At 44.0% G+C, this 20,026-nt stretch carries 19 protein-coding genes; 8 read left to right on the top strand and 11 right to left on the bottom strand.

Translation table 11 applies throughout. The features are described 5' to 3' along the window. The first annotated feature begins 262 nt into the window (after positions 1–262). Complete coding sequence (gene fliB, locus KQH97_RS02255; RefSeq protein ID WP_216552456.1) at positions 263–1,366, top strand: flagellin lysine-N-methylase; 1,104 nt, start codon at positions 263–265, stop codon at positions 1,364–1,366. Here the strand turns inward: fliB and KQH97_RS02250 are convergent. From KQH97_RS02250 to KQH97_RS02240, 3 genes are read right to left on the bottom strand one after another with little or no spacing between them, the layout of a single operon-like run. Continuing rightward, on the bottom strand, positions 1,363–1,707 hold the full coding sequence (locus tag KQH97_RS02250) for a hypothetical protein (RefSeq protein WP_288737292.1): 345 nt from the start codon (positions 1,705–1,707) through the stop codon (positions 1,363–1,365). The two genes, fliB and KQH97_RS02250, sit on opposite strands and share 4 nt — an antisense overlap. Then, on the bottom strand, positions 1,685–2,140 hold the full coding sequence (locus KQH97_RS02245) for a hypothetical protein (RefSeq protein WP_253286342.1): 456 nt from the start codon (positions 2,138–2,140) through the stop codon (positions 1,685–1,687). Before KQH97_RS02245 ends, KQH97_RS02250 begins: the two co-directional genes overlap by 23 nt. 39 nt (positions 2,141–2,179) lie before the next feature. Next, complete coding sequence (locus KQH97_RS02240) at positions 2,180–2,440, bottom strand: hypothetical protein (RefSeq protein WP_216552452.1); 261 nt, start codon at positions 2,438–2,440, stop codon at positions 2,180–2,182. A gap of 82 nt (positions 2,441–2,522) precedes the next feature. On the opposite strand from KQH97_RS02240, the gene KQH97_RS02235 reads away from it, so the two are divergent. Then, on the top strand, positions 2,523–3,005 hold the full coding sequence (locus KQH97_RS02235) for a metallophosphoesterase (protein WP_022286542.1): 483 nt from the start codon (positions 2,523–2,525) through the stop codon (positions 3,003–3,005). Between the two features lie 90 nt (positions 3,006–3,095). Here KQH97_RS02235 and KQH97_RS02230 read toward each other — a convergent pair whose 3' ends face one another. Continuing rightward, complete coding sequence (locus KQH97_RS02230; protein WP_022286543.1) at positions 3,096–4,022, bottom strand: LysR family transcriptional regulator; 927 nt, start codon at positions 4,020–4,022, stop codon at positions 3,096–3,098. 309 nt (positions 4,023–4,331) lie between these two features. Here KQH97_RS02230 and KQH97_RS02225 point away from each other — a divergent pair, with 309 nt between their 5' ends. From KQH97_RS02225 to KQH97_RS02215, 3 genes are all read left to right on the top strand, one after another. After that, entirely contained in the window at positions 4,332–5,642 is a 1,311-nt protein-coding gene (locus KQH97_RS02225) for an MATE family efflux transporter (protein ID WP_216552450.1), read from the top strand. A 125-nt stretch (positions 5,643–5,767) separates the two neighbouring features. Continuing rightward, on the top strand, positions 5,768–6,874 hold the full coding sequence (locus tag KQH97_RS02220; protein ID WP_216552449.1) for an ATP-binding protein: 1,107 nt from the start codon (positions 5,768–5,770) through the stop codon (positions 6,872–6,874). A 119-nt stretch (positions 6,875–6,993) separates the two neighbouring features. Then, complete coding sequence (locus tag KQH97_RS02215; RefSeq protein WP_216552447.1) at positions 6,994–8,184, top strand: metallophosphoesterase; 1,191 nt, start codon at positions 6,994–6,996, stop codon at positions 8,182–8,184. 52 nt (positions 8,185–8,236) lie between these two features. Here KQH97_RS02215 and KQH97_RS02210 read toward each other — a convergent pair whose 3' ends face one another. Next, positions 8,237–10,627, bottom strand: a complete 2,391-nt coding sequence (locus KQH97_RS02210; RefSeq protein ID WP_216552445.1) for a CotH kinase family protein — start codon at positions 10,625–10,627, stop codon at positions 8,237–8,239. A gap of 218 nt (positions 10,628–10,845) precedes the next feature. Here KQH97_RS02210 and KQH97_RS02205 point away from each other — a divergent pair, with 218 nt between their 5' ends. From KQH97_RS02205 to KQH97_RS02195, 3 genes are all read left to right on the top strand, one after another. Beyond that, entirely contained in the window at positions 10,846–11,868 is a 1,023-nt protein-coding gene (locus tag KQH97_RS02205; RefSeq protein ID WP_117904043.1) for an ABC transporter substrate-binding protein, read from the top strand. Between the two features lie 86 nt (positions 11,869–11,954). Next, positions 11,955–12,926 (top strand): ABC transporter permease, encoded by a 972-nt coding sequence (locus tag KQH97_RS02200; protein WP_117928094.1) that lies wholly within the window; start codon positions 11,955–11,957, stop codon positions 12,924–12,926. 10 nt (positions 12,927–12,936) lie between these two features. Beyond that, positions 12,937–13,731 (top strand): ABC transporter ATP-binding protein, encoded by a 795-nt coding sequence (locus tag KQH97_RS02195; RefSeq protein ID WP_022286550.1) that lies wholly within the window; start codon positions 12,937–12,939, stop codon positions 13,729–13,731. Between the two features lie 65 nt (positions 13,732–13,796). Here KQH97_RS02195 and KQH97_RS02190 read toward each other — a convergent pair whose 3' ends face one another. The 6 genes from KQH97_RS02190 to ptsP form a co-directional block, all read right to left on the bottom strand. Further along, the gene (locus tag KQH97_RS02190) at positions 13,797–14,501 is read right to left on the bottom strand and encodes a hypothetical protein (RefSeq protein WP_216552443.1); all 705 of its coding nucleotides are present in this window, start codon (positions 14,499–14,501) and stop codon (positions 13,797–13,799) included. After that, positions 14,498–14,953, bottom strand: a complete 456-nt coding sequence (locus tag KQH97_RS02185; RefSeq protein ID WP_216552441.1) for a LytTR family DNA-binding domain-containing protein — start codon at positions 14,951–14,953, stop codon at positions 14,498–14,500. Before KQH97_RS02185 ends, KQH97_RS02190 begins: the two co-directional genes overlap by 4 nt. A 154-nt stretch (positions 14,954–15,107) precedes the next feature. Next, the gene (locus KQH97_RS02180) at positions 15,108–16,727 is read right to left on the bottom strand and encodes a von Willebrand factor type A domain-containing protein (RefSeq protein ID WP_216552439.1); all 1,620 of its coding nucleotides are present in this window, start codon (positions 16,725–16,727) and stop codon (positions 15,108–15,110) included. Positions 16,728–16,778: 51 nt separating this feature from the next. Continuing rightward, entirely contained in the window at positions 16,779–17,582 is an 804-nt protein-coding gene (locus KQH97_RS02175) for a hypothetical protein (protein WP_117876345.1), read from the bottom strand. Beyond that, the gene (locus tag KQH97_RS02170) at positions 17,575–18,135 is read right to left on the bottom strand and encodes an RNA polymerase sigma factor (RefSeq protein ID WP_117891208.1); all 561 of its coding nucleotides are present in this window, start codon (positions 18,133–18,135) and stop codon (positions 17,575–17,577) included. Before KQH97_RS02170 ends, KQH97_RS02175 begins: the two co-directional genes overlap by 8 nt. A 220-nt stretch (positions 18,136–18,355) precedes the next feature. Next, on the bottom strand, positions 18,356–19,990 hold the full coding sequence (gene ptsP / locus KQH97_RS02165; protein WP_216552437.1) for a phosphoenolpyruvate--protein phosphotransferase: 1,635 nt from the start codon (positions 19,988–19,990) through the stop codon (positions 18,356–18,358). Positions 19,991–20,026: the final 36 nt, after the last annotated feature.

Below are 20,026 nucleotides of genomic sequence, written 5' to 3'. Positions count from 1 at the left end.
TGTATATACCGGATCTGTTGTTTCAATAATTTTTTCAATTTCTATAGGAAATTTTAATTGATATGGTGTATTATATTCTTGTTGGTATTTTTTCATCAAATTTATTATACCACAAAAAAGACTGCTTTCCTACCCTTTTAAGGGTGGTTGCAGTCTTTTTTTATTGCGCGTTTTTTTACAGCGCCTTTTTTTTATTCTGAAAGTTGACAGATAAAAGCATTAGTATTATAATAAGGTCAACACCTCATAAGGAGATATTTATATGAAGCTTTTTTACCCTGAGATATTTGAAAAATTCGTCTGCACAGGCTCGCAGTGTTCTGACAACTGCTGTATGACCGATTGGGATATCGAGATAGACGAGGACACCTACGGCTTTTACAAAAAGCTTGACAATGATATAGGCAGGAAGTTTGTGAACTCAGTTACGGAAGACGAGGGCGTGAAATATCTTGTCCACTGCGACGGCAAATGCCCTATGCTCAACGAAAAGGGGCTTTGCTCTGTTCAGCTTGCTTACGGTGAGGAAAACATCTCAGACATATGCCGTGAACACCCGAGGTTTTACGAGTGGTTTGGAGATTACAAGGAGGCAGGCGTGGGACTTGCCTGCGAAGAAGCTGTGAGAATGTATCTTTCTGACGATGAACCTGTAAGATTTTTTACCAAAGAGATAGATGAAGAGCCTGACGACCTTGAGTTCGATCCCCAGCTTCTTGAAACCATGCTTTTTGCACGAACGGCTTTCATTGACCTGCTTCAAAACAGGGAATATTCTCTCCATGACAGGCTTGTGAACGTTCTTTCAGCGTCAGCGGAGATACAATATGCTCTTGACGAAGAGGATACAGAGGAGATAAAAGCCATTGCCCAGGAGCTTTCCCACCCTGAGATAATTGCAGAACGTGTGGAGAGCTTGAAAAAGGCTTTGCCTGAAAAGCCTTTGGAAAATGCCGAAAATATGCTTTTGTATCTTGAACGTCTTGACTTTATAGGCGACATTCTCCCACAGCAGATAAAGGACGCAAGCCGCTTTGTGAAAAAGCTTTCCGCACCCTTAAAAGCTCAGACGAGCGGCGAGTACGAAAAGCTTGCGGTGTATTTTGTATACAGATATTTTCTTAAAGCTGTGAGAGATTTCGACCTGATGTCAAAAATAAAGGCTATGATAGTGTTCGTTTTTGCCGCAGAGGTCATAAACCTCAGTCGTGAGCAGGACGCTCACGCACGCTTTGAAACCGTCAAGGAGCTTTGCAAGGAGATAGAATACTCAGGTGACAACATGGACAGGATATATGACGACAGCTATCTTTCCGATATTTTCTCCGACACTTCTATGCTTGCACTTCTTGAATGGACGCTTTAGAGAAGAAGGTAACCAAGCGCCAGAAGAAGCTTTATGTCTGCGCCCTGCTTGTATAATATGTAAATAAGCAGACCGATAAGGGCTTTTTCCTCGTCTATCTTTATATCGCCTAAATTCCCCCCAAGCAGACCGCTCAAAAGCGAACTGCTCTGAGGGGCTTTTTGTGGGCTATGAGCATTCTGAGTGCGAGGGGTTTCCTCTGCTTTAGGTGGTGCAGGCTCGCTATTAGGGCTTGCGCCCACAATGCTTCGTGAACGCCTTTGCATTTCTCTCACACGGCGAATGGCATCCTCCTGCATGGTGGTGAAATTATTGTCATCAGAATATGCCAAGCAGATCACCTCCCAGAAGTCCGCTTTCTTTCAGTGCAGGATACACTGCAAAAAGCTTGAATATTTTTATGAGCCTGTCTATTTTCGCCTGATTTTCTTCTTTCAAAAGCGGTCGCAGAGCAAGAAGAAGCTGGATATTTTTATCGGGCTTTGAAGCCGACTGCATAATGCTTTGTATCTTCATAAGCTTTGCGATATCAAGACCCCCTGCCTGTGTCGCTTGCACAGGCTTGCTTTCCGCAGGGGGAGAAATGCCCCCCAGGCTTTGAAGAAGCTGAGAAAAGTCCATGTTCTGTGGACTTTGGGTTGGTGCTTCACTTTTACCGCCCTGCTCTCCCTGTCCGCCGTTATCCGCCGTGAGCATATCCGCAAGCTCCTTTATCTGCTTCATGCTTTCCTCGTCATTAAGCACATTCTGTATTTTGTTCATCAGATCGTCCAATTATTTCACCGCCTGTTCAAGCTTTTGCCCTGCAAAATACTATTTTCCCTGAAGCTTTTTGAATATCGCCCTTGCCTGTGGTGAGGACAATATTTTCTCGGCAGTTTTCGGGTCAGACAATGCTTTTTGAAGCATCATTGCCTCGTTTTGCGGCATACCCTGAAGCGCCCTGTCATAAACTCCGTTTTCAAGCTGACCTTTCAGCACATCAGGGGTGGTGCCTAGCTTTCTTGAAGCCACTGCAAGAAGCGCCTGCATGGCTTTTGGATCCATAGAATTGAAGCTGTTTTTTGCGCTCATAAAAAATTCTCCTTTTTTCTATAGTATTTATAAATATTTATGTTATAATATTGCTTGTTATAACTGGTAAAGGGGTGTAACTATGAGAATAATCGTTTTTTCGGATACTCATGGAAATTATTCTGCAATGCACAAAATATTCAAGAGAAACGGCGACGCCGACCTGTTTATTTTTCTTGGTGACGGCGAACGTGACCTTGACAGCCTGAGAGTGCAGTATCTTGACAAAAAGATAGTAAACGTATCAGGAAACTGCGACTTTGCTTCGCTCACTCCCGAAAACGACATATACATGACCGATGACGGTATAAAGATATTTTTCACACATGGCCACAAGTGGGGTGTGAAATACTCTACCGACAGACTTTTTTACAAAGCCAAGGAAATAGGCGCACAGATAGCACTTTTCGGACACACACACTGCCGCTACTACGCCTATGAGGAGGGTATCCACATTTTAAACCCCGGCAGTGCAGGTCAGCCGAGAGACGGCAAGCCTGCAAGCTATGCCTATATCGACATTACAAAGGACGGTGGCATATTCTGTAGTCACGTTGACCTATAATATGCTCAGGACTTAGATCTTGTGCGGTATTGCCTTAAACAAAAAGCGGACGAACACCTTTCATGTTCGCCCGCATTTTTATGCTAAAAATTATTCTGATATCTCTTTTCTTACCCTTTCAAGCTCATCAAGGAACATCTGATCCGCATGGCTAAGGCGGTAATTGCTCTGATAGATAAGAACGTCCTTATTGGTCTTTTTGAAGCTATGACAAACTCTCTGCACAAGGCCATAACGCTTCAATATCTCCTTTGGCAGAGGGCTTACCCACATGAATGAGTCCGGACAAGCCGAGAGGATATCGAACTGACTTCCTCTCTCATAGACGTAAATATGCCTGCTGTGATTATTAAGCTCAGCGTTTTTCTTCTGATAAGTCGCTGAGATGTTCGGCACGATATTATCGCCGTGCAATACCTCTATGTATTTATCAAGGACAGTTTCGTTTATCTCTTTTTCTTTAGCAAGCTGGCTGTTTTCGCTTGTGATAAGTACATAATCAAACTCCCACACGTTATGATATTTCAGATTTTTCTCTTCTATCATAGACATGAAAAAGCTCTCATACGCCACAGGATAACGGATTATACCCATGTTATATTCGCATTCCACCACTGCGTTTATGGCTTCCATGGAGTTTGTTTCCCTTATTTTTGCGTCAAGCTCCACATTCGTGCCTAACTTGTTCACAAAGCAAGTGAAAGCGTGGGTTATATAGCTTGCCCTTGGCAAAAGCAGAGAGAAGTTCACAGCGTTTTCACCATTATCCTTATAAAGGCTCTCCATTTTATCCATTTGCACAAGTATGGCCTTTGCATACTGCAGGAACTGTTTGCCCTTTTCTGTGGCAACAACACCCTTTGCGCTTCTTTTAAAAATCGGTATGCCAACTTCTCTTTCCATTTCCTTTATGGCTTTTGAAAGGTTAGGCTGACCCATATAAAGTGCTGAAGCTGCTTTTGTGATAGACCCAAGTCTTTCGACCTCTACCATATATCTGAGATGAGTTAAATTCATAGTTTCCCCTTCTTTGTTATCGGTATATAAAATTTTAAGGCTGTCATATAATATTATATATGCTTTCTGTCAATTTCATTATAAAGCTTTGTTAAAAACTTGTCAACCGCAGAGAGCGTTTTTTAACATTTATTTAACATAAAGCAAAGTCATTTACCTCTTGACAATGCTGTTATACTCTGTTATAATCTTATATGTTTAATGCTTACTTCTGCCGCCGGGTAGAAGTTTTGCGTCGGACCTGCTGTCGTTAGGCTTTAAAAGACAGCGGTGTTCGGCGTTTTTTTGTGGGATAAACGGAGGGTAAAAATGAATAGAAATTCACATCTTAGGGATTTTGCCAGATATGCTTCTCTGAACGTTCTCGGAATGATAGGTGTATCGTGCTATATCCTTGCGGACACGTTCTTTGTCGCAAAGGGCATGGGTGCAGACGGCGTAACTGCACTGAATATCGCCATTCCGATATACAGCCTTATCCACGGAACAGGTCTTATGATCGGCATGGGCGGAGCGACAAAGTTTGCAATATACAAAAGTCAGAAACGTGACGAAGCAGGAAGCAGAGTTTTCACCTGTGCGCTGCTTATGGCTCTGGTGCTTGGAGCGATATACTTTTTGGGCGGAGCGTTTTTCTCAATGCCACTTGCGAAGCTTCTTGGCGCAAAGGGCAGCGTTGTTGGCATGACTAATACCTACCTAAAAGTGCTTATGATGTTCGGACCGTTCTTTGTGCTTAACGACACTTTCAACTGCTTTATAAGAAATGACGGAAACCCAAAGCTTTCAATGGCGGCAATGCTTACGGGAAGCTTTTCAAACATAATACTTGACTATGTGTTCATTTTTCCACTGGATATGGGCATTTTCGGAGCTATCCTTGCAACAGGGCTTTCGCCTGTCATAAGCCTTTGCATACTGAGCATATACAAATTTCGCAAAAAGAACAGCTTCCATATCGTCAGGGCAAGGCACGAAGGGAGAACCTTTGGCGGCATATTATCCATAGGCGTGCAGTCGCTTATAACTGAGCTTTCATCAGGCATCGTAGTGCTTGCGTTCAATATAATAATACTTGGTCTTGCAGGCAACACAGGAGTTGCAGCTTATGCAGTGATAGCGAATACTTCCATTGTGGCGGTATCCATATTCACCGGTATCGCACAAGGCGGTCAGCCGCTTATCAGTGCTGCTCACGGCATTGGTGACAAAGACCGCCTTAGAGCAGTGCTGAGATATTCTATTATATCACAGCTTGTGATAGCACTCATGGTTTACCTTGCTATCGCATTTTTCACAACACCTATCGCCGCTATATTCAACAGCGAGCATATTGACTCTCTTCAGCGCATGGCAGAGGACGGCATGAAAATATACTTCACCGGATTGTTTTTCTCAGGCTTCAATATAATAATATCTGCATTTTTTGCGGCTTCTGAAAAGATCATACCAGCCCAGACCATCACCATATTAAGGGGCTTTGCTCTTATCGTGCCAATGGCTTTCATTATGTCCAAGGCAGCAGGATTAACTGGCGTATGGCTTGCTTATCCTGTCACGGAATTTATCGTAGCGGCAATATCCATAATATTCTATATAAGAAACAGACACAAGACATAAAACAAAAGGCAAAGTATCAGGCTTTGCCTTTTTATTTTTGCGTATTTGTGCATAAAGCTTGAAAAAAGTTGATTTTTATGCTATCATAAAGAATAGTGATTAATTTTGCGGAGGTCAACTGACAAATGATAGATGCAAGCGGCAACACGCTGATAATAGATATAAGGGACGAGCTTTCTTTTGAGTATGGTCACATTGACGGAGCAGTGAACATCCCTGTCGAAAAGCTTGATAAAAGCGACCTGCCAAAGGACAAAAAGCTTCTTATCTGCTGTAAAAGCGGACTTATAAGCGACACTGAGGCCGAAAAGCTTCGAGAGCTTGGCTATGACGCTGAAAACCTAGAGGGTGGCTACTATGGCTGGCTGAGAGAAAAGCTTTCCAAAGAGGTCGTAGAGGATATCTCACAGGACGCTGAGCGGAGCATACAAAAGAAATTCCGCAAGGAGATATGGAACAGATTCACACAATCTGTGAACGAATATGAGCTTATAAAGCCTAATGACAGGATAGCGGTGTGCATATCGGGCGGCAAGGATTCAATGCTCATGGCAAAGCTCATACAAATGCTTCACCGCCACAGCAAGTTCCCTTTCGAGGTAAAATATCTTGTTATGGATCCGGGCTACAGTCCTGCAAACCGTGAGATAATCGAGCGCAACGCAAAGCGGCTTGGAATACCCATAACAGTGTTTGAGTCTGATATTTTCGACTCTGTATACAATGTGGAGAAAAATCCATGCTATCTGTGCGCACGAATGAGAAGAGGTCATTTATACAGCAAAGCGCAGGAGCTTGGCTGTAACAAGATCGCACTTGGACATCACTATGATGATGTTATCGAAACTATACTTATGTCAATGCTTTACGGCGGACAGATACAGACCATGATGCCAAAACTCAACAGCACAAATTTTGAGGGTATGCAGCTTATAAGACCTCTCTATATGGTAAGAGAGGACGACATAAAAAGGTGGCGTGACTATAACGGGCTGCGTTTCATACAGTGTGCCTGCAAGTTCACCGACACCTGCACCACCTGCGCACCTGACAGCAGGACAGTATCAAAGCGTATGGAGATAAAACAGCTTATTGCAAAGCTAAAGCTTGTTAATCCGCAGGTGGAATACAACATTTTCAAGAGTGTGGAGAATGTTATGCTCAATCAGGTCATTGCATACAAAGATGACGAGGGCAGACACAGCTTTTTGGAGAGATTCAAAGAGGAATAAAAAACTCATCAGCCACAAGCGGCGAAACAGGCGACCAAAGGTCGACCCTACAAAAAAATCATCGCCGCAGGCGATACCTTAATTCCTCATTCCTCACTTATCTATAAGGTGGCATAATAATGATATTTCTATTTCTTCTGCCCTTTTATCTGGGCGTATCATCATACATGATGTTCCGATTTTTCTACTGGATGAAGCACTGCAACCACAGATTTAACTGGCTGCGTTTCAAAGTGCCTTTTGCAGTGGTTTATCTTTTCATGGCGCTTTCGCCTGTTATAGCTTTTCTGCTTCCGAAATCCGCCGTTGCTATCGTCATAAGGCGAATTTCTACATACTGGATAGGCATTATACTCTACTCGCTCTTGTATGTGGTGCTTTTTGACCTGCTAAGACTTATCGCAAAGCACACGAAGCTCAAAAACACGCTGCTTTTTTCCCGTGGAAGCGTTATTTCCATAGGTTCGGTGGTTGTGGCTTGTGCGGTGGCGACCTGTCTTTACGGCATTTTCAATGCACGAAACATCAAGGTGAATGAATACAGCGTAACTGTCAACAAGTCATGCGGCAGTGACAAGCATTTAAAAGCTGTGCTTGTGGCTGACCTGCACATGGGTTACGCCATCGGTGTGGACCACATCACCAACATGGTTGAGAAAATAAATGAGCAGGACGCTGACATTGTTATAATTGCAGGAGATATTTTTGACAACAGCTATGACGGCATGGACGATCCGGAAGGGATAAAGGCACAGCTCAAGTCCATAAAAAGCAAATATGGCGTATATGCGGTCTACGGCAATCATGACATTGATGAAAAGATACTAATGGGCTTCACATTCGATTGGGGCGGCAAGCAGCTTAATAGCAAAAAAATGACAAACTTTATAAAAGAGTGTAACATAAAGCTTATCAATGATGAGTCAGTTTTGATAAACGATGAATTTTATCTTGTGGGCAGGCGTGACACTGACAAGCCCGGCACTGAGGACGGCACTCGTGCAGAGATATCAGAGCTTACTAAAGATCTTGACAAAACCAAGCCGATATTCGTGCTTTCCCACGAGCCTGATGAGCTTCAAAAGACCGCTGACGCAGGTGCGGACATAGATTTTTCAGGACACACACATGACGGACAGCTTTTCCCAGGCAATCTGACAATAGGTCTTTTCTGGGAAAACCCATGTGGCATGATAAAGAAAGATAATATGTACTCCATTGTCACCTCTGGTGTTGGTGTATACGGCACTTTCATGAGGGTAGGAACTGACGCTGAGATATGCTCTGTAGATATTGATTTTGCAGATTAAGTTATATAGTAAAAGGTCTGTCACTTGATTTTGGTGACAGACCTTTTTTATGCTAAACAATATTTTTTTCAAAAACGGCTTTGATATTCATATCATCATTCACCTTAGCTTTTATCTCCGATTGGGTATTATCGCCCTTTACGCCCTCCCAATGGTCAAAATGCCAGCCTGATTTTGCTTGTGCGTTCAATTTTATCTCACAGCCGTCAAAATATGTGCCGCTATAATCACTTTCTATTTCAACGCCCCCTATCAGAACGCTTCCCTGCTCGTTATCCGCTGATATCTTCACTGTTCTGCGCTCATAATAGTCAAACTCTCTTTCAAGATAGCCAAGCACTTTATCATATCTTCCCTCAATAAAATTCTGCCAACGTATTATCATAGGGTCTGTAGCTTTCGCAAGGTTTGCCCATGTTGGAAAACGGTCGAAATAATTATCAAGCTCGCCGTAATAGATATTCTTATAATATTCGAGATACTCCCCGAACCGCTCCGCAGTAAAGTCCACGCTTCCAAGCTGACACATTGCCGAGGTGAGCTTCAAATCGAATTCTTCGTTATCTATAAGGCTGCAAAGTATTCCGCCAAACTTTGTATAGCTTTGGCTTCTAAGATACGAGAACATATTTGTTTCCAGATCCTTCTCGTTATAATGCGAGCATGACGATTCCGTGTCGAAAAGCACAAAGCGCCATCTGCCATCTGCATAGCTATTGCCCTGCTCTATGGTTCTTGTGCGCCAGCAAGCATAGTTGTTCTGCGGCCAATCGTCATTGAAGATATACATTTCTGTGGCGGCATACTCCACAAGGGTATCCATATCTATCATTGCGCAGGCTTTGCGATAATTCTTCTCAATGGACATATCGTTTTCTGTGATAAACTTATACATATCATTGAAAAGCTTTTCGTCCTCAGCCTCACCCTCGCTCAGCTCATCATTTTTATACATGACAACGTTGCTTTTCGCTACATTATACCTATCCGCAAAATATCTGTCGCTGTAATCGGATTGGAGAGTATAAAGACCCCAGTATTCACCGTCTATAAACAGCACGCAGGCTGTTCCCTGCTGAGTTTCAACGCCTCTGCCTGAAACCATATTTTGTATCATCATGTCCTTGAATTTTGAATAATTGGCGTCATTTCCGCCGTTTCTAAGCACAAAGGTCTTGCATGAGGTGATAGCCTCGCCGTTTACATCTGTAAAGCTATCCCAGAAAGCTGTATCAAAAGAGCTTTTGCCATAATCGCTTCGGGCATAAAGCCTGAACGACTTTTGATAATCCGCCCTAGACCAGCCGCCTTGTATTCTTATGCCGCAATCCTGAGAAATAAGGCTGTTGCCCTCGCTGTCGAAATACTCAACATAACATTCTTTTTCCCACTCTCTGCCACGCTGATTATAGTTTGCAGGGATAGAGCCGTTCCAAGGGTGGTCGGGGTTTTCTTCGTCATATTCTTTGTATACGTCCCCAAGACAGTAAATGCCCGTTTTTTCGTTGAAAAGCCCATCAGGATCGGTGGTAATGGATACTATAGGCAGATCGTTATGATCTGCACTTGAAACGTCCACAAAATAAGTGGCAGTAACAGTTTTTCCGCACTTTCCGCTTGTACCCTCTGCGCAAGCTCTAATGACAGTGCCCTTATCAACTGCGCTTTTGTCAGGCAGTTTTATGCTGTCACGATAGTCAAGCTGTATTTTCATAGGGTCATAAGCCGAAAGGACATTTTCATCATCTGACCTGTCGTCAATTCTCAGGGCATTTTCATAGACCTTTCTTGTGTCCGACGTGGCAGGGTCGGTGCCGTCGGTGGTATAATACACCGTCTGACTCTCTCCTGCGGTTATCTCAAGGTCAAAAGCCTTTTCATAGCTGCCTGCCGCCTGAGAAAACACAGGTGTATCTCCGATAGTTTTCTCTGCATTCGCCGCAAGAGGTGTAGGCTCTGAAACGTACATTTCACCCTTGGCATTTTTAGAATAGCTCACGCCCTTATTAAGCTTAGGCAATTTTATGCTCTCGCACTGAAGCGAGTCATATTTCAATATTATCTCCGCTTTGCTGACCTTGCCTATGCTGAAATCAGCGTGAGGAAAATCAGCATTTTCAAAGCCTGCAGACGAGCAGTATACTATTATATAGTCATGGGCTTTAATGACATATCCGCCCAAAGGCTGATCTCCACCGCCATTTTTTGAAAGTGAAAATCCCGTAAGAGAAATATCTTTATTCGTGGGATTATACATCTCTATCCAATCGCTTGGTTCTCCGTTTTTGTCCTGCATAGCTGTTTTCTCAGATGTTTCACTGTTTGAGGGGCATATCTCGCTTATATATATTTTCGGCGGTCTTATTATCACCGCAGCAAGCATTACAACCGCTGCCACCGCCGCAAGACAAAGCCCTATCACGGAAACCCTTTTCAGTCCCAATATGAAACCTCCCGCTCTGCAATATTACAAATATCATTATAGCCTTTTTTCACATTTCTGTCAACCGACTGCAAAACATACAAAATCCATGGGAATTTTCTCTGTGACTTTTACTATTTCTACAATCCTTTTAACTTTTACTTGACAAACTTTTACGGCTGTGCTTTAATAGAGTAGTAGGGTAAAATCCCCGTAAATACGAAAGGAATGGTACATATATGAAGTTAAGAAAAGTTCTGGCACTTGCCGCTGCAGCGGTAATGGCTGTGGCTGCTCTTGCGTCATGCGGCGTTAAGGAGGACTCCTCAAACGATTCAAAGACGGGCGGCTCATCAGAAAAGCACTATAAGATAGGCATTGTTCAGATAATGGAGCATACATCTCTCAACACTATCAGAGATGCTGTTATCGACAGACTTGCAGAGCTTGGCTATGTTGACGGCAAAAACTGCACTATCGACGCTCAGCAGGCTAACAACGAGTCAACAACTGTTCAGCAGATACTCGACCAGTTCAAGGCTGACGGTGACGATATCATCATCGCTATCACAACACCATGCGCACAGCTCGCAGCTCCATACTCTGAGGAGATACCGGTAGTATTCTCCGCAGTAACAGACCCTATCGGTGCAGGTCTTTGCGACTCGCTTGAAAGCACAGGGGCAAACATCACAGGCACATCTGACAAGCTCGCTATCACAAAGATACTTGACTTTGCGCTTGAAATGAAGCCTGAAATAAAAACTCTCGGTTATCTTTACAACACAGGCGAGGACAACTCAGTTTCTACCCTTAAAGAAGTAAAGGCTTACTGTGAGGAAAAGGGTATCACTGTTATCGAAGGCGCTGCTTCAAACACATCTGAGGTTCAGGAAGCTGCTCAGAACCTTGCCGCAAAGTGCGACGCTGTATTCTCCCCTAACGACAACACTATCGCAGGCGCTATGGGCACTGTAACAGAAGTTATGAACAAGGCAAAGGTTCCAATGTTCGTTGGCGCTGACTCAATGGTAATGGACGGCGGTCTTGGCACTGTTGGTATCGAGTATTCCGACCTTGGTAAGGAAACTGCAAACATGGCAGCTCAGATACTCAGCGGTGAAAAGAAGGCTTCCGAGATACCAATAAAGGTATTCAACGAGGACCTCAGCACTTATATCAACAAGACAACTGCTGACACGATCGGTATCACTATTCCTGACGATATCGCAAACGGAGAAAAGACAGTTTACTTTGATTAAACTATTGCAAAATCAAAGCAAACATAGTATAATAGTAGGGAGCGGGACTTTCGCTCCCTGCTATTTTTTATTGAAAGGAAAATTATATGAAACTGAATAAGAAAACAGTTATCTCGCTTATACCGAAAGCTGTGCTTTTGATCTTACTTCTTGTGATAATAAACACTCAGCTCACGGAAAGCGTTGTTACGGGAACATTTGAAAAGGGTCTTGTTTTTGCTATCCTTGCGCTTGGAATATTCATCTCATTCAGGATACTTGATATCCCTGACCTGTCAGTAGACGGAACTTTCACCCTTGGCGTTGCAGTATCAGTTATGCAGGCTTTCAACGGCGACCCTATCAAGGGCATACTGCTGTCAATAGTTGCAGGAGCTATCGCAGGAAGCGTGACAGGAATACTTATCACAAAACTCAACGTTCAGCCTATACTTGCGGGAATAATCACAATGACGGCTCTTTATTCCATAAACCTGAAAATCATGGACAGACCTAATATTTCACTCTATAAGAAAGATACTATATTTACAATGGCTCAGAAATATTTCGGCGACTATTACAAGCTTGCGGCGGCAGGTATCGTGCTTGTTATTGCGGCTGTTCTGCTTTTCTGGTTTCTTAAAACTCAGGCAGGAATGTCACTTAGAGCCACAGGCGACAATGAATACATGGTAAGGGCTTCTTCAATAAACTCAGACAGAATGAAGATAATGGGCTTTGCCATCGCAAACGCTTTGGTATCCCTTTCAGGCGCAATGTACGCTCAGTATTCCTCGGCAGGCGACTCAAACAGCGGTACAGGTATGCTGGTGGTAGGCCTTGCTTCTATCATTATCGGTGAGATATTCTTCAGCAAGCACTCGATCCTCTGCGGAATACTTGCGGCGATATTCGGTGCGATAGCATACAGATTTGTTCTTGCTTTTGCAATGAATCTCGGTATGGACAGCAACTACACAAAGCTTTTCTCAGCCTGCATAGTTGCCCTTGCTATCTCTCTGCCTGCTATCAAGAAGTATATCACAAAGGCATACAAGCGTGTATGCAGTGACAAATAGGAGGTTTAAAATGCTTAAGCTTGAAAATATAAACATAACCTTCAACAAGAACACTGCCAACGAGCGTAAGGCGCTCCAGCACATAGACCTTGATGTAGCTGACGGAGATTTCGTTACTGTCATAGGCTCAAACGGTGCAGGAAAATCCACACTTATGAACGTTATCAGTGGCAGCTACGAGGCTGACACCGGCAAGATATTCCTTGACGGAAAGAACATCACTCACCTAAAGGAGCATCAACGCGCAAGAACTATAGGCAGGCTTTTCCAAGACCCGCTGAGAGGAACTGCGCCAAACATGACCATAGAGGAAAATCTCGGCCTTGCCTACAGCCGTGGAAAGCGTCGTTCGCTGACTATCGGTATCAGGAAAAAGGACGTTTCAGTGTTCAGAGAAAGGCTCAAGGAGCTTGACTTAGGTCTTGAGGACAGAATGAAAATGCCTGTGGGCTTGCTCTCAGGCGGACAGCGACAGGCTCTCACATTGCTTATGGCGACTATCGTTACACCAAAGCTTCTGCTTCTTGACGAACACACTGCGGCACTTGACCCTAAGACCGCAGAAAAGGTCATGAGGATAACCGAAAAGATAGTAAAAGAAAACGCACTGACTACTCTTATGATAACACACAACATTTCAAATGCCATTGAATACGGCAACAAGACTATCGTAATGAGCCAAGGCAAACTGCTTCTTACAATCGAGGGCGAGCAGAGAGCAAACATGACGGTGGAAAAGCTTATGAAGCTTTATTCCGACACCGCCGAGGACGAACTTTCAGACAAGATGATACTTCAAGAATAATCAGACATACAAAAAGCTGCGGATGGAAAACTCCGCAGCTTTTACTTTTGTTCTTTCACATAAGACTAAACATATGTTATATCTATTCCTGCGATCTTTGCTCTGCCCTTTATGATAAGGATCTTTTCTTTTTCATCATAAGCTCCGTTAGGCTGGTCTATTCCGCCAAGAACGCAGTCGGCTTCCACCTTTATGCCCCAGTTCTTCGGGATATAAAGCTCCACTCCGCCGCAAAGCACATCAACATTCAGCTCGACTTCGTTTCCTGCCATATCGGCAGAATCAAAGTACACCTCCATACCGCTGTAACGGCAGCTTATGTCAACTCTTTTCAGCACCTTTGAGGTTATATACTTTGTGCAACCTGAAAATTTTGCGTCGATACGCACATATTCCCCGTTGTCTGAGGATTTATCCCATGCAGGATTATCGGTAGTGTGGGTGGTCCACTTGCTTTGGGTAAACCTGTAGCGGTAAGGGAAAATAAATGAAAATCCCACGCTGAGAAGCAGTGCCGCACCGAGAACCGGCCATGGGGTGAACTTCTCGATACCGAGAGTTTCGTCAAAGAGTATCGCCATGATAGCCATAGGGAAGAATATTCCCCAGAAGTTAAGGTGTCTGACGCTCGTTACGATAACAGGAACCAGGAGCAGTGAGATCACAACGCTCCACACGCTTACACTTCCAAGCAGACCTATGCGGTCAAGGATAAGCGCAACGCCTGCAAGGATAAAGAACAAGCCCCATATAAGATTTTTGTTTTTCATAGAAATCTCCTTTCTCCAAGTCTGAGCTTCAAAAGCTTGTAATAGCTCCGTGAGGCGTAAAGCTGTTTGTGAGTGCCTGCAAAGCTTATAAGGCTTGCAGAGGTTATGTTTCGCTCAACGGAATAGATGTGCTTTACATTCACGATTGCTGATTTTGACACCCGCACGAACTTTCGTGGAAGTATCTTTTCAAGCTCAAAAAGTTTCATTTTCACTTGAAAAACGTCGTCGGAGGTATGTGCGTTAAGATTATGTTCCCCTGTTTCAAAAAACAGTATGGAATCAAGGGGAGGATAGAACTGAACTGCGTCTTTGAAAAAAGCTATCTCAGGCTCGCTCTCAGCGGACTCCGCCGCCCTTTTCATTTTAAGCACACGTTCATCGGGCTGGGCGCACCTTATGACTATCTCGTCTTCAGACATATTCTCATCTATCTCTATCCTGATCTTCACGCTTTCACCCCCTGTTTTGTCTGACAGCCTTATTATAATCTATTTTTCTTTTCATGTAAACCCCTTTTGGCTGACAGGTGCAGATTTCTATGCAAGAGGTAAATTTTATGACCCAAAGGGGTGATGACCATGCAGCACCCCTCGATTTAGTTCTTTACCAGTAGCTTGCCTCGCTGCCTGTGCCGTTTTGCATATATTTGTATATAAGTTCAAAAAGCTCGCTGTTGTCAACATTGTTTTGTTCCATATAATCCACAACGCCCTGAGCGGTAAGACCGCTTGCATAGTCGCTGTTTCTAAGCACCATTGCAAACTCTGCCGCAGAGCAAGCCTTTGCAAAATTCTGTGACACAGCCTCTGTATAGTCAGAACACATAACAGACTTGTCTATAAGCTTGCTTTCGCTCGCCTCCGGGTCTTTATACCTCACTGAAACTGTGAGCATTTCTCCGCTGAGCTCGTTGGTTTCAGCCTTGCTCTCGTTATCCTGATATTTCAGCGACTTTTCATTGCCGTTATTTGGCACTATCTCATACAAAACCGTGACCTGCTGACCCGAGCCAATATCGCCTGCGTCCTTTGTATCGTCCTCAAAGTCCTCGTCATTGAGAAGTCTGTTTTCATAGCCCACCAGCCTGTATGCTGAAACATTTTCGGGATTAAACTCTATCTGCACCTTTGCGTCCTTTGCGACAGTGAAAAGAGTTCCGCTCATTTCTGTTACAAGCACTCTTTTTGCTTCGTCAACGCTGTCGATATAAGCATAGTTTCCGTTGCCGTTATCAGCAAGGGCTTCAAGCCTGTTATCCTTATAGTTTCCTGAGCCGAAGCCAAGCACTGAGAGATATACCCCTGAGTCACGCTTTTGTGATATAAGGTCGGTAAGCTCTTCTTCACTTGACAGACCAACGTTCAGATCGCCGTCAGTTGCAAGGATAACTCTGTTGTTACCGCCCTCTATAAAATACTCCTCTGCAAGCTTGTAAGCTGTGGTAATTCCTGCCGCACCTGCTGTCGAGCCGCCTGCTGACAGGCTGTTAAGTGCTGAAACTATCTCCTCGCTGTTGTCGCCACTTTCGCCCTCAAGAACAACGCTGTCGCTGCCTGCATAAGTGACGATAGAAACTCTGTCATCAGCCCCAAGGTTTTCAGCAAGCATTGAGAAAGCCTGCTGAACAAGCGGAAGCTTATCCTCGTCCTCCATTGAGCCGCTCACGTCTATGAGAAAAACAAGGTTTGTAGGAACGTCCTTGACCTTTGCTTCCCTTGCCTGAAGCCCCACCAGCATAAGCTTTGCTTCACTGTTCCAAGGACAATCGGAAAGCTCGGTATTTATAGACACCGCGCCCTCTGTCGGCTTTTCATAATCATACTTGAAATAGTTTATAAACTCCTCTGTTCTCACAGCGTCAGGATCGACCTCCCAGCCATCATTTATCATTCTTCTCACGTTTGTGTAGGAAGCCGTGTCAACGTCTGTGGAAAAGGTGGAAAGCGGTTCGTCTGAAACAAGCTTATAGCCGTTTTCCGTCAGGTGATTATACTCCTCGGTGTTATAATCCCCTGCGATATTTGTCGAGCCTTTAGCGGTTTCCGCCGAAGCGTCATTATTGTATCTGTAGCTATCAGTTGCGGTGTTATTATAGATATTGCTCTTTCTGCTCTCCGAGCCGTCATAACCGCTTCCGCATGAAGCAAGCATTGTCGCCGTCATCATAAGCGACAGAGCTGTGGTCAAGTTTCTTTTTATGCTGTTTGAAGTTGTCTTTTTCATAGCTGTCATCTCCCGTAAAATAGCGTGGGCGATATGCCCTTGCGTTTTTAGCTACATAGTTCTCCACTTAGCAAGCAGGTCTTGCAGATCGTTTTTCGAGGAATATCTCATTCGGTCATAGAAATAATCGTTCTTGCTTTTCTGCGAGTCCTTAAGAATACCCGAATCATCGTCAAGACTTTTCCAGCCGTTTTGAAAAACGATATCCCCGTCAAGAGAAATTTCTATCTGAGGTGCATTTTCAAAGGCCATAGAATAAGTGCCGTTTTCTTTCCTCAGTGGTATGAAATATTCTCTGTTTTCCTGCATGATATAAGGGGTAGAGCTTTCAATGGTGATATTTGTTTTGCTTTCTTCTCCTGTCTTTGATACAAGGCTGTTTATTCTCAGGGTGTAATGTGCGCTGTCGCTGTCAAGCCTTGCTGAGAGCACTGTCACATCTGCAAAGAAGTCTGTATCTTCCAGAACGCTGTCCTCTGTGAAATAATCATCGCCCTTTGGAATGTAGCTGTCCTCATAAGCCTTTGTGTCTGTGTGGCTGAAACTGAGCTGTTCGTATGTCTTTTCTTCTCTGTTTTCAAGCCTAGCCTTGTCAGCCGTTTCTACGCTATGCTTTGAAACACTGTCCGACTCTGAGCGGATATCGGCGTAAAGGCTTACGCCGCCGATAATAAGCACGAGCGAGGCTGCTGCCGCTGCAAATTTTCTGTAATTTCTGCGGCTTACTTTTATCCGTGTCTGATCTTTGTCCGTTTTGTTTTCAAGCTGTCCCTCTATCCTGTCCCAGAGCTTTTCCATGTCAGGGGCAGTATCAGAAATATGCTTTTTGTAAAGAAATTTTATGTTCTTAGCCATAGATACTGTCCTCCTTTATGGTCTTTTTTAGTTTGAAAACAGCCTGACGGTATTTCCATGTGACAGTACCCAGCGGCTTCCCCACTGCCCGACTTATCTCACGAAATGTCATATCCATTCCAAGCCTCATGTTCAGGATATCCCTTTCGCCCTCTGAAAGCAGCTTCAAAGCCTCCTCAAAGGTGAGCTTTCCGATCACATCGTCGTCTACCCGCATACTGTCCTGCTGTTCTTTATGCCCTGCTTCTTCATCATCAAGGGTCGGCGTTTCGTGCCGCCTTTTTCTGATAAAGTCAAGAGCGAGATTTTTCGCCATTACAGTCAGATATCGCTTATGCCCCGTTCCCTTTCGGTACTGACCTGCGGTGTCCCATAGCTTTAGGAAAAAATCTGATGTGAGGTCCTCAGCGTCCTGAGGACTTTTCACAATGTCAAGCATGATGTTATATATCACCTTGCCGTAGCATTGATAGATCTCCCTAAGCCCGTTTTTGTCATTTTTCAGGATCAGCTCCACCCTGAAATCGAACTCAGTGTCGGTCAAGTCTTTCACACCCCTCGATAACTTATATACGATTCTGCACGGGAGATTTTATGGCAAAATAGTATACAAATTTTACTTTTATTTTTTGTGCATTGATAACAAACTTATGTACAAACACAATTGTGCCGATAAGATATTTTAGCACATTAAAGCATATCTGTCAAATAAAAGAACACACCCCCGTCCATATGAACGAGGGTGTGTTCTTCGTGTGAAGATCTATGAGAAATTATTTGGAGAGGTCAATATTTCTTACAGCGTCCCTTACCTTAAGAACAAAGGTCGGAGAAACTGAAAGCTCGTCAATGCCCATTCTCAGGAAGGTTTCTGTGAGAGTTGTGTCAGCCGCAAGCTCACCGCATATACCTATCCATGCGCCGTTCTTATGGGCATTCTCTGCAGACATTTCAATAAGTCTAAGTATAGCCTCATGGTGAGTGTCGCAGAACTGCTCTATATCAGGGTTCTGCCTGTCACAAGCAAGGGTATACTGAGTGAGGTCATTAGTGCCAACGCTGAAAAAGTCCACAAGCTTTGCAAGCTTGTCGCTTATGATAGCCGCCGCAGGGGTCTCTATCATGATGCCAAGCTCAACGCTGTCGGAAATTGTTATGCCCTGCTCTTTAAGCTCAGCCTTGACTTCACCACACATAGCAAGGGCTTTTTCCACCTCTGAAACGCTTGTTATCATAGGGAACATTATGCCCAGATTGCCGTATACGGAAGCTCTGAAAAGCGCTCTGAGCTGAGTTTTGAATATCTCAGGTCTTGTAAGACAAATTCTTATTGCTCTGTATCCCAAAGCTGGGTTTTCCTCTTTTTTCAGACCGAAATAATCCACCTGCTTGTCAGCGCCGATATCCAGTGTTCTTATGATGACCTTTTTCCCTGCCATGCTCTCAAGAACACGCTTATAAGCCTGAAACTGCTGTTCATCTGTAGGGAAATCTGAGTTTTCAAGATAGAGAAACTCACTTCTGAAAAGACCTATTCCTCCTGCGTCATTAAGAAGCACAGCACCGATATTATCAACACTTCCGATATTTGCATAAATATTTATCTTTTTGCCATCCTTGGTGACATTCTCCTTGCCTTTGAGGGTCTGCAAAAGACGCTTTTTCTCCTCGTCTGCTTTTTGCTTTGCGGTAAGCTCAGCGGTGGTCTTTTCATCAGGGTCAACGAATATCTCCCTTGTAAAACCGTCAACGATAGCAAAGTCGCCGTCCTTTATCTCAGACAGGAATTTGCTTCCTACGCCTATTACCGCAGGTATGTTCATATTTCTTGCAAGGATAGCTGTATGTGAATTTGATGAGCCATGTGCAGTAACGAAGGCAAGCACCTTGTCTTTATCAAGAGATATAGTTTCGCTAGGTGCAAGATCATCGGCACAAACTATCATCTTGTCGTCACCTGATGAGCCGTCGCTGACATTGCCCGTGAGATTTGCGATGATCCTGTTGGAAATATCCTTTACATCTGCGGCTCTTGCCTGCATATAAGGATCGTCCATTGATGCGAACATCTCCGCAAAGTTATCGGCTGTCACCGCCACCGCATATTCTGCGTTGACCTTCTGGCTGTCGATGATATTCTCTATAGACTCGTTATAATCATCATCTTCAAGCATCATCATGTGTATCTCAAAGATCTGAGCGTTTGTTTCGCCCACCTCCCTGAGTGCCTTGTCATAAATGCTCTGGAGCTGTTCTGTGGCTGCCTGCTTAGCTTTGGCAACTCGCTTCTTTTCTCCCTCGCTGTCTTCTGTGTGAATACGTTTTATAGCGGTATCCTGCTTTTTGAATACTGAGATCTTACCCATTGCTACTGCACCGTAAACGCCTTTTCCTGTATACTTAGTCATAAATATCCGCCCCTTTTCTCATAGATCTTATTATTT

Source organism: Ruminococcus sp. MSJ-25, assembly GCF_018917825.1.
Lineage (GTDB): Bacteria > Bacillota > Clostridia > Oscillospirales > Ruminococcaceae > Hominimerdicola > Hominimerdicola aceti.
The sequence above is the reverse complement of the archived record's forward strand: the minus strand, read 5'-3'. Positions and strand labels throughout refer to the sequence as shown.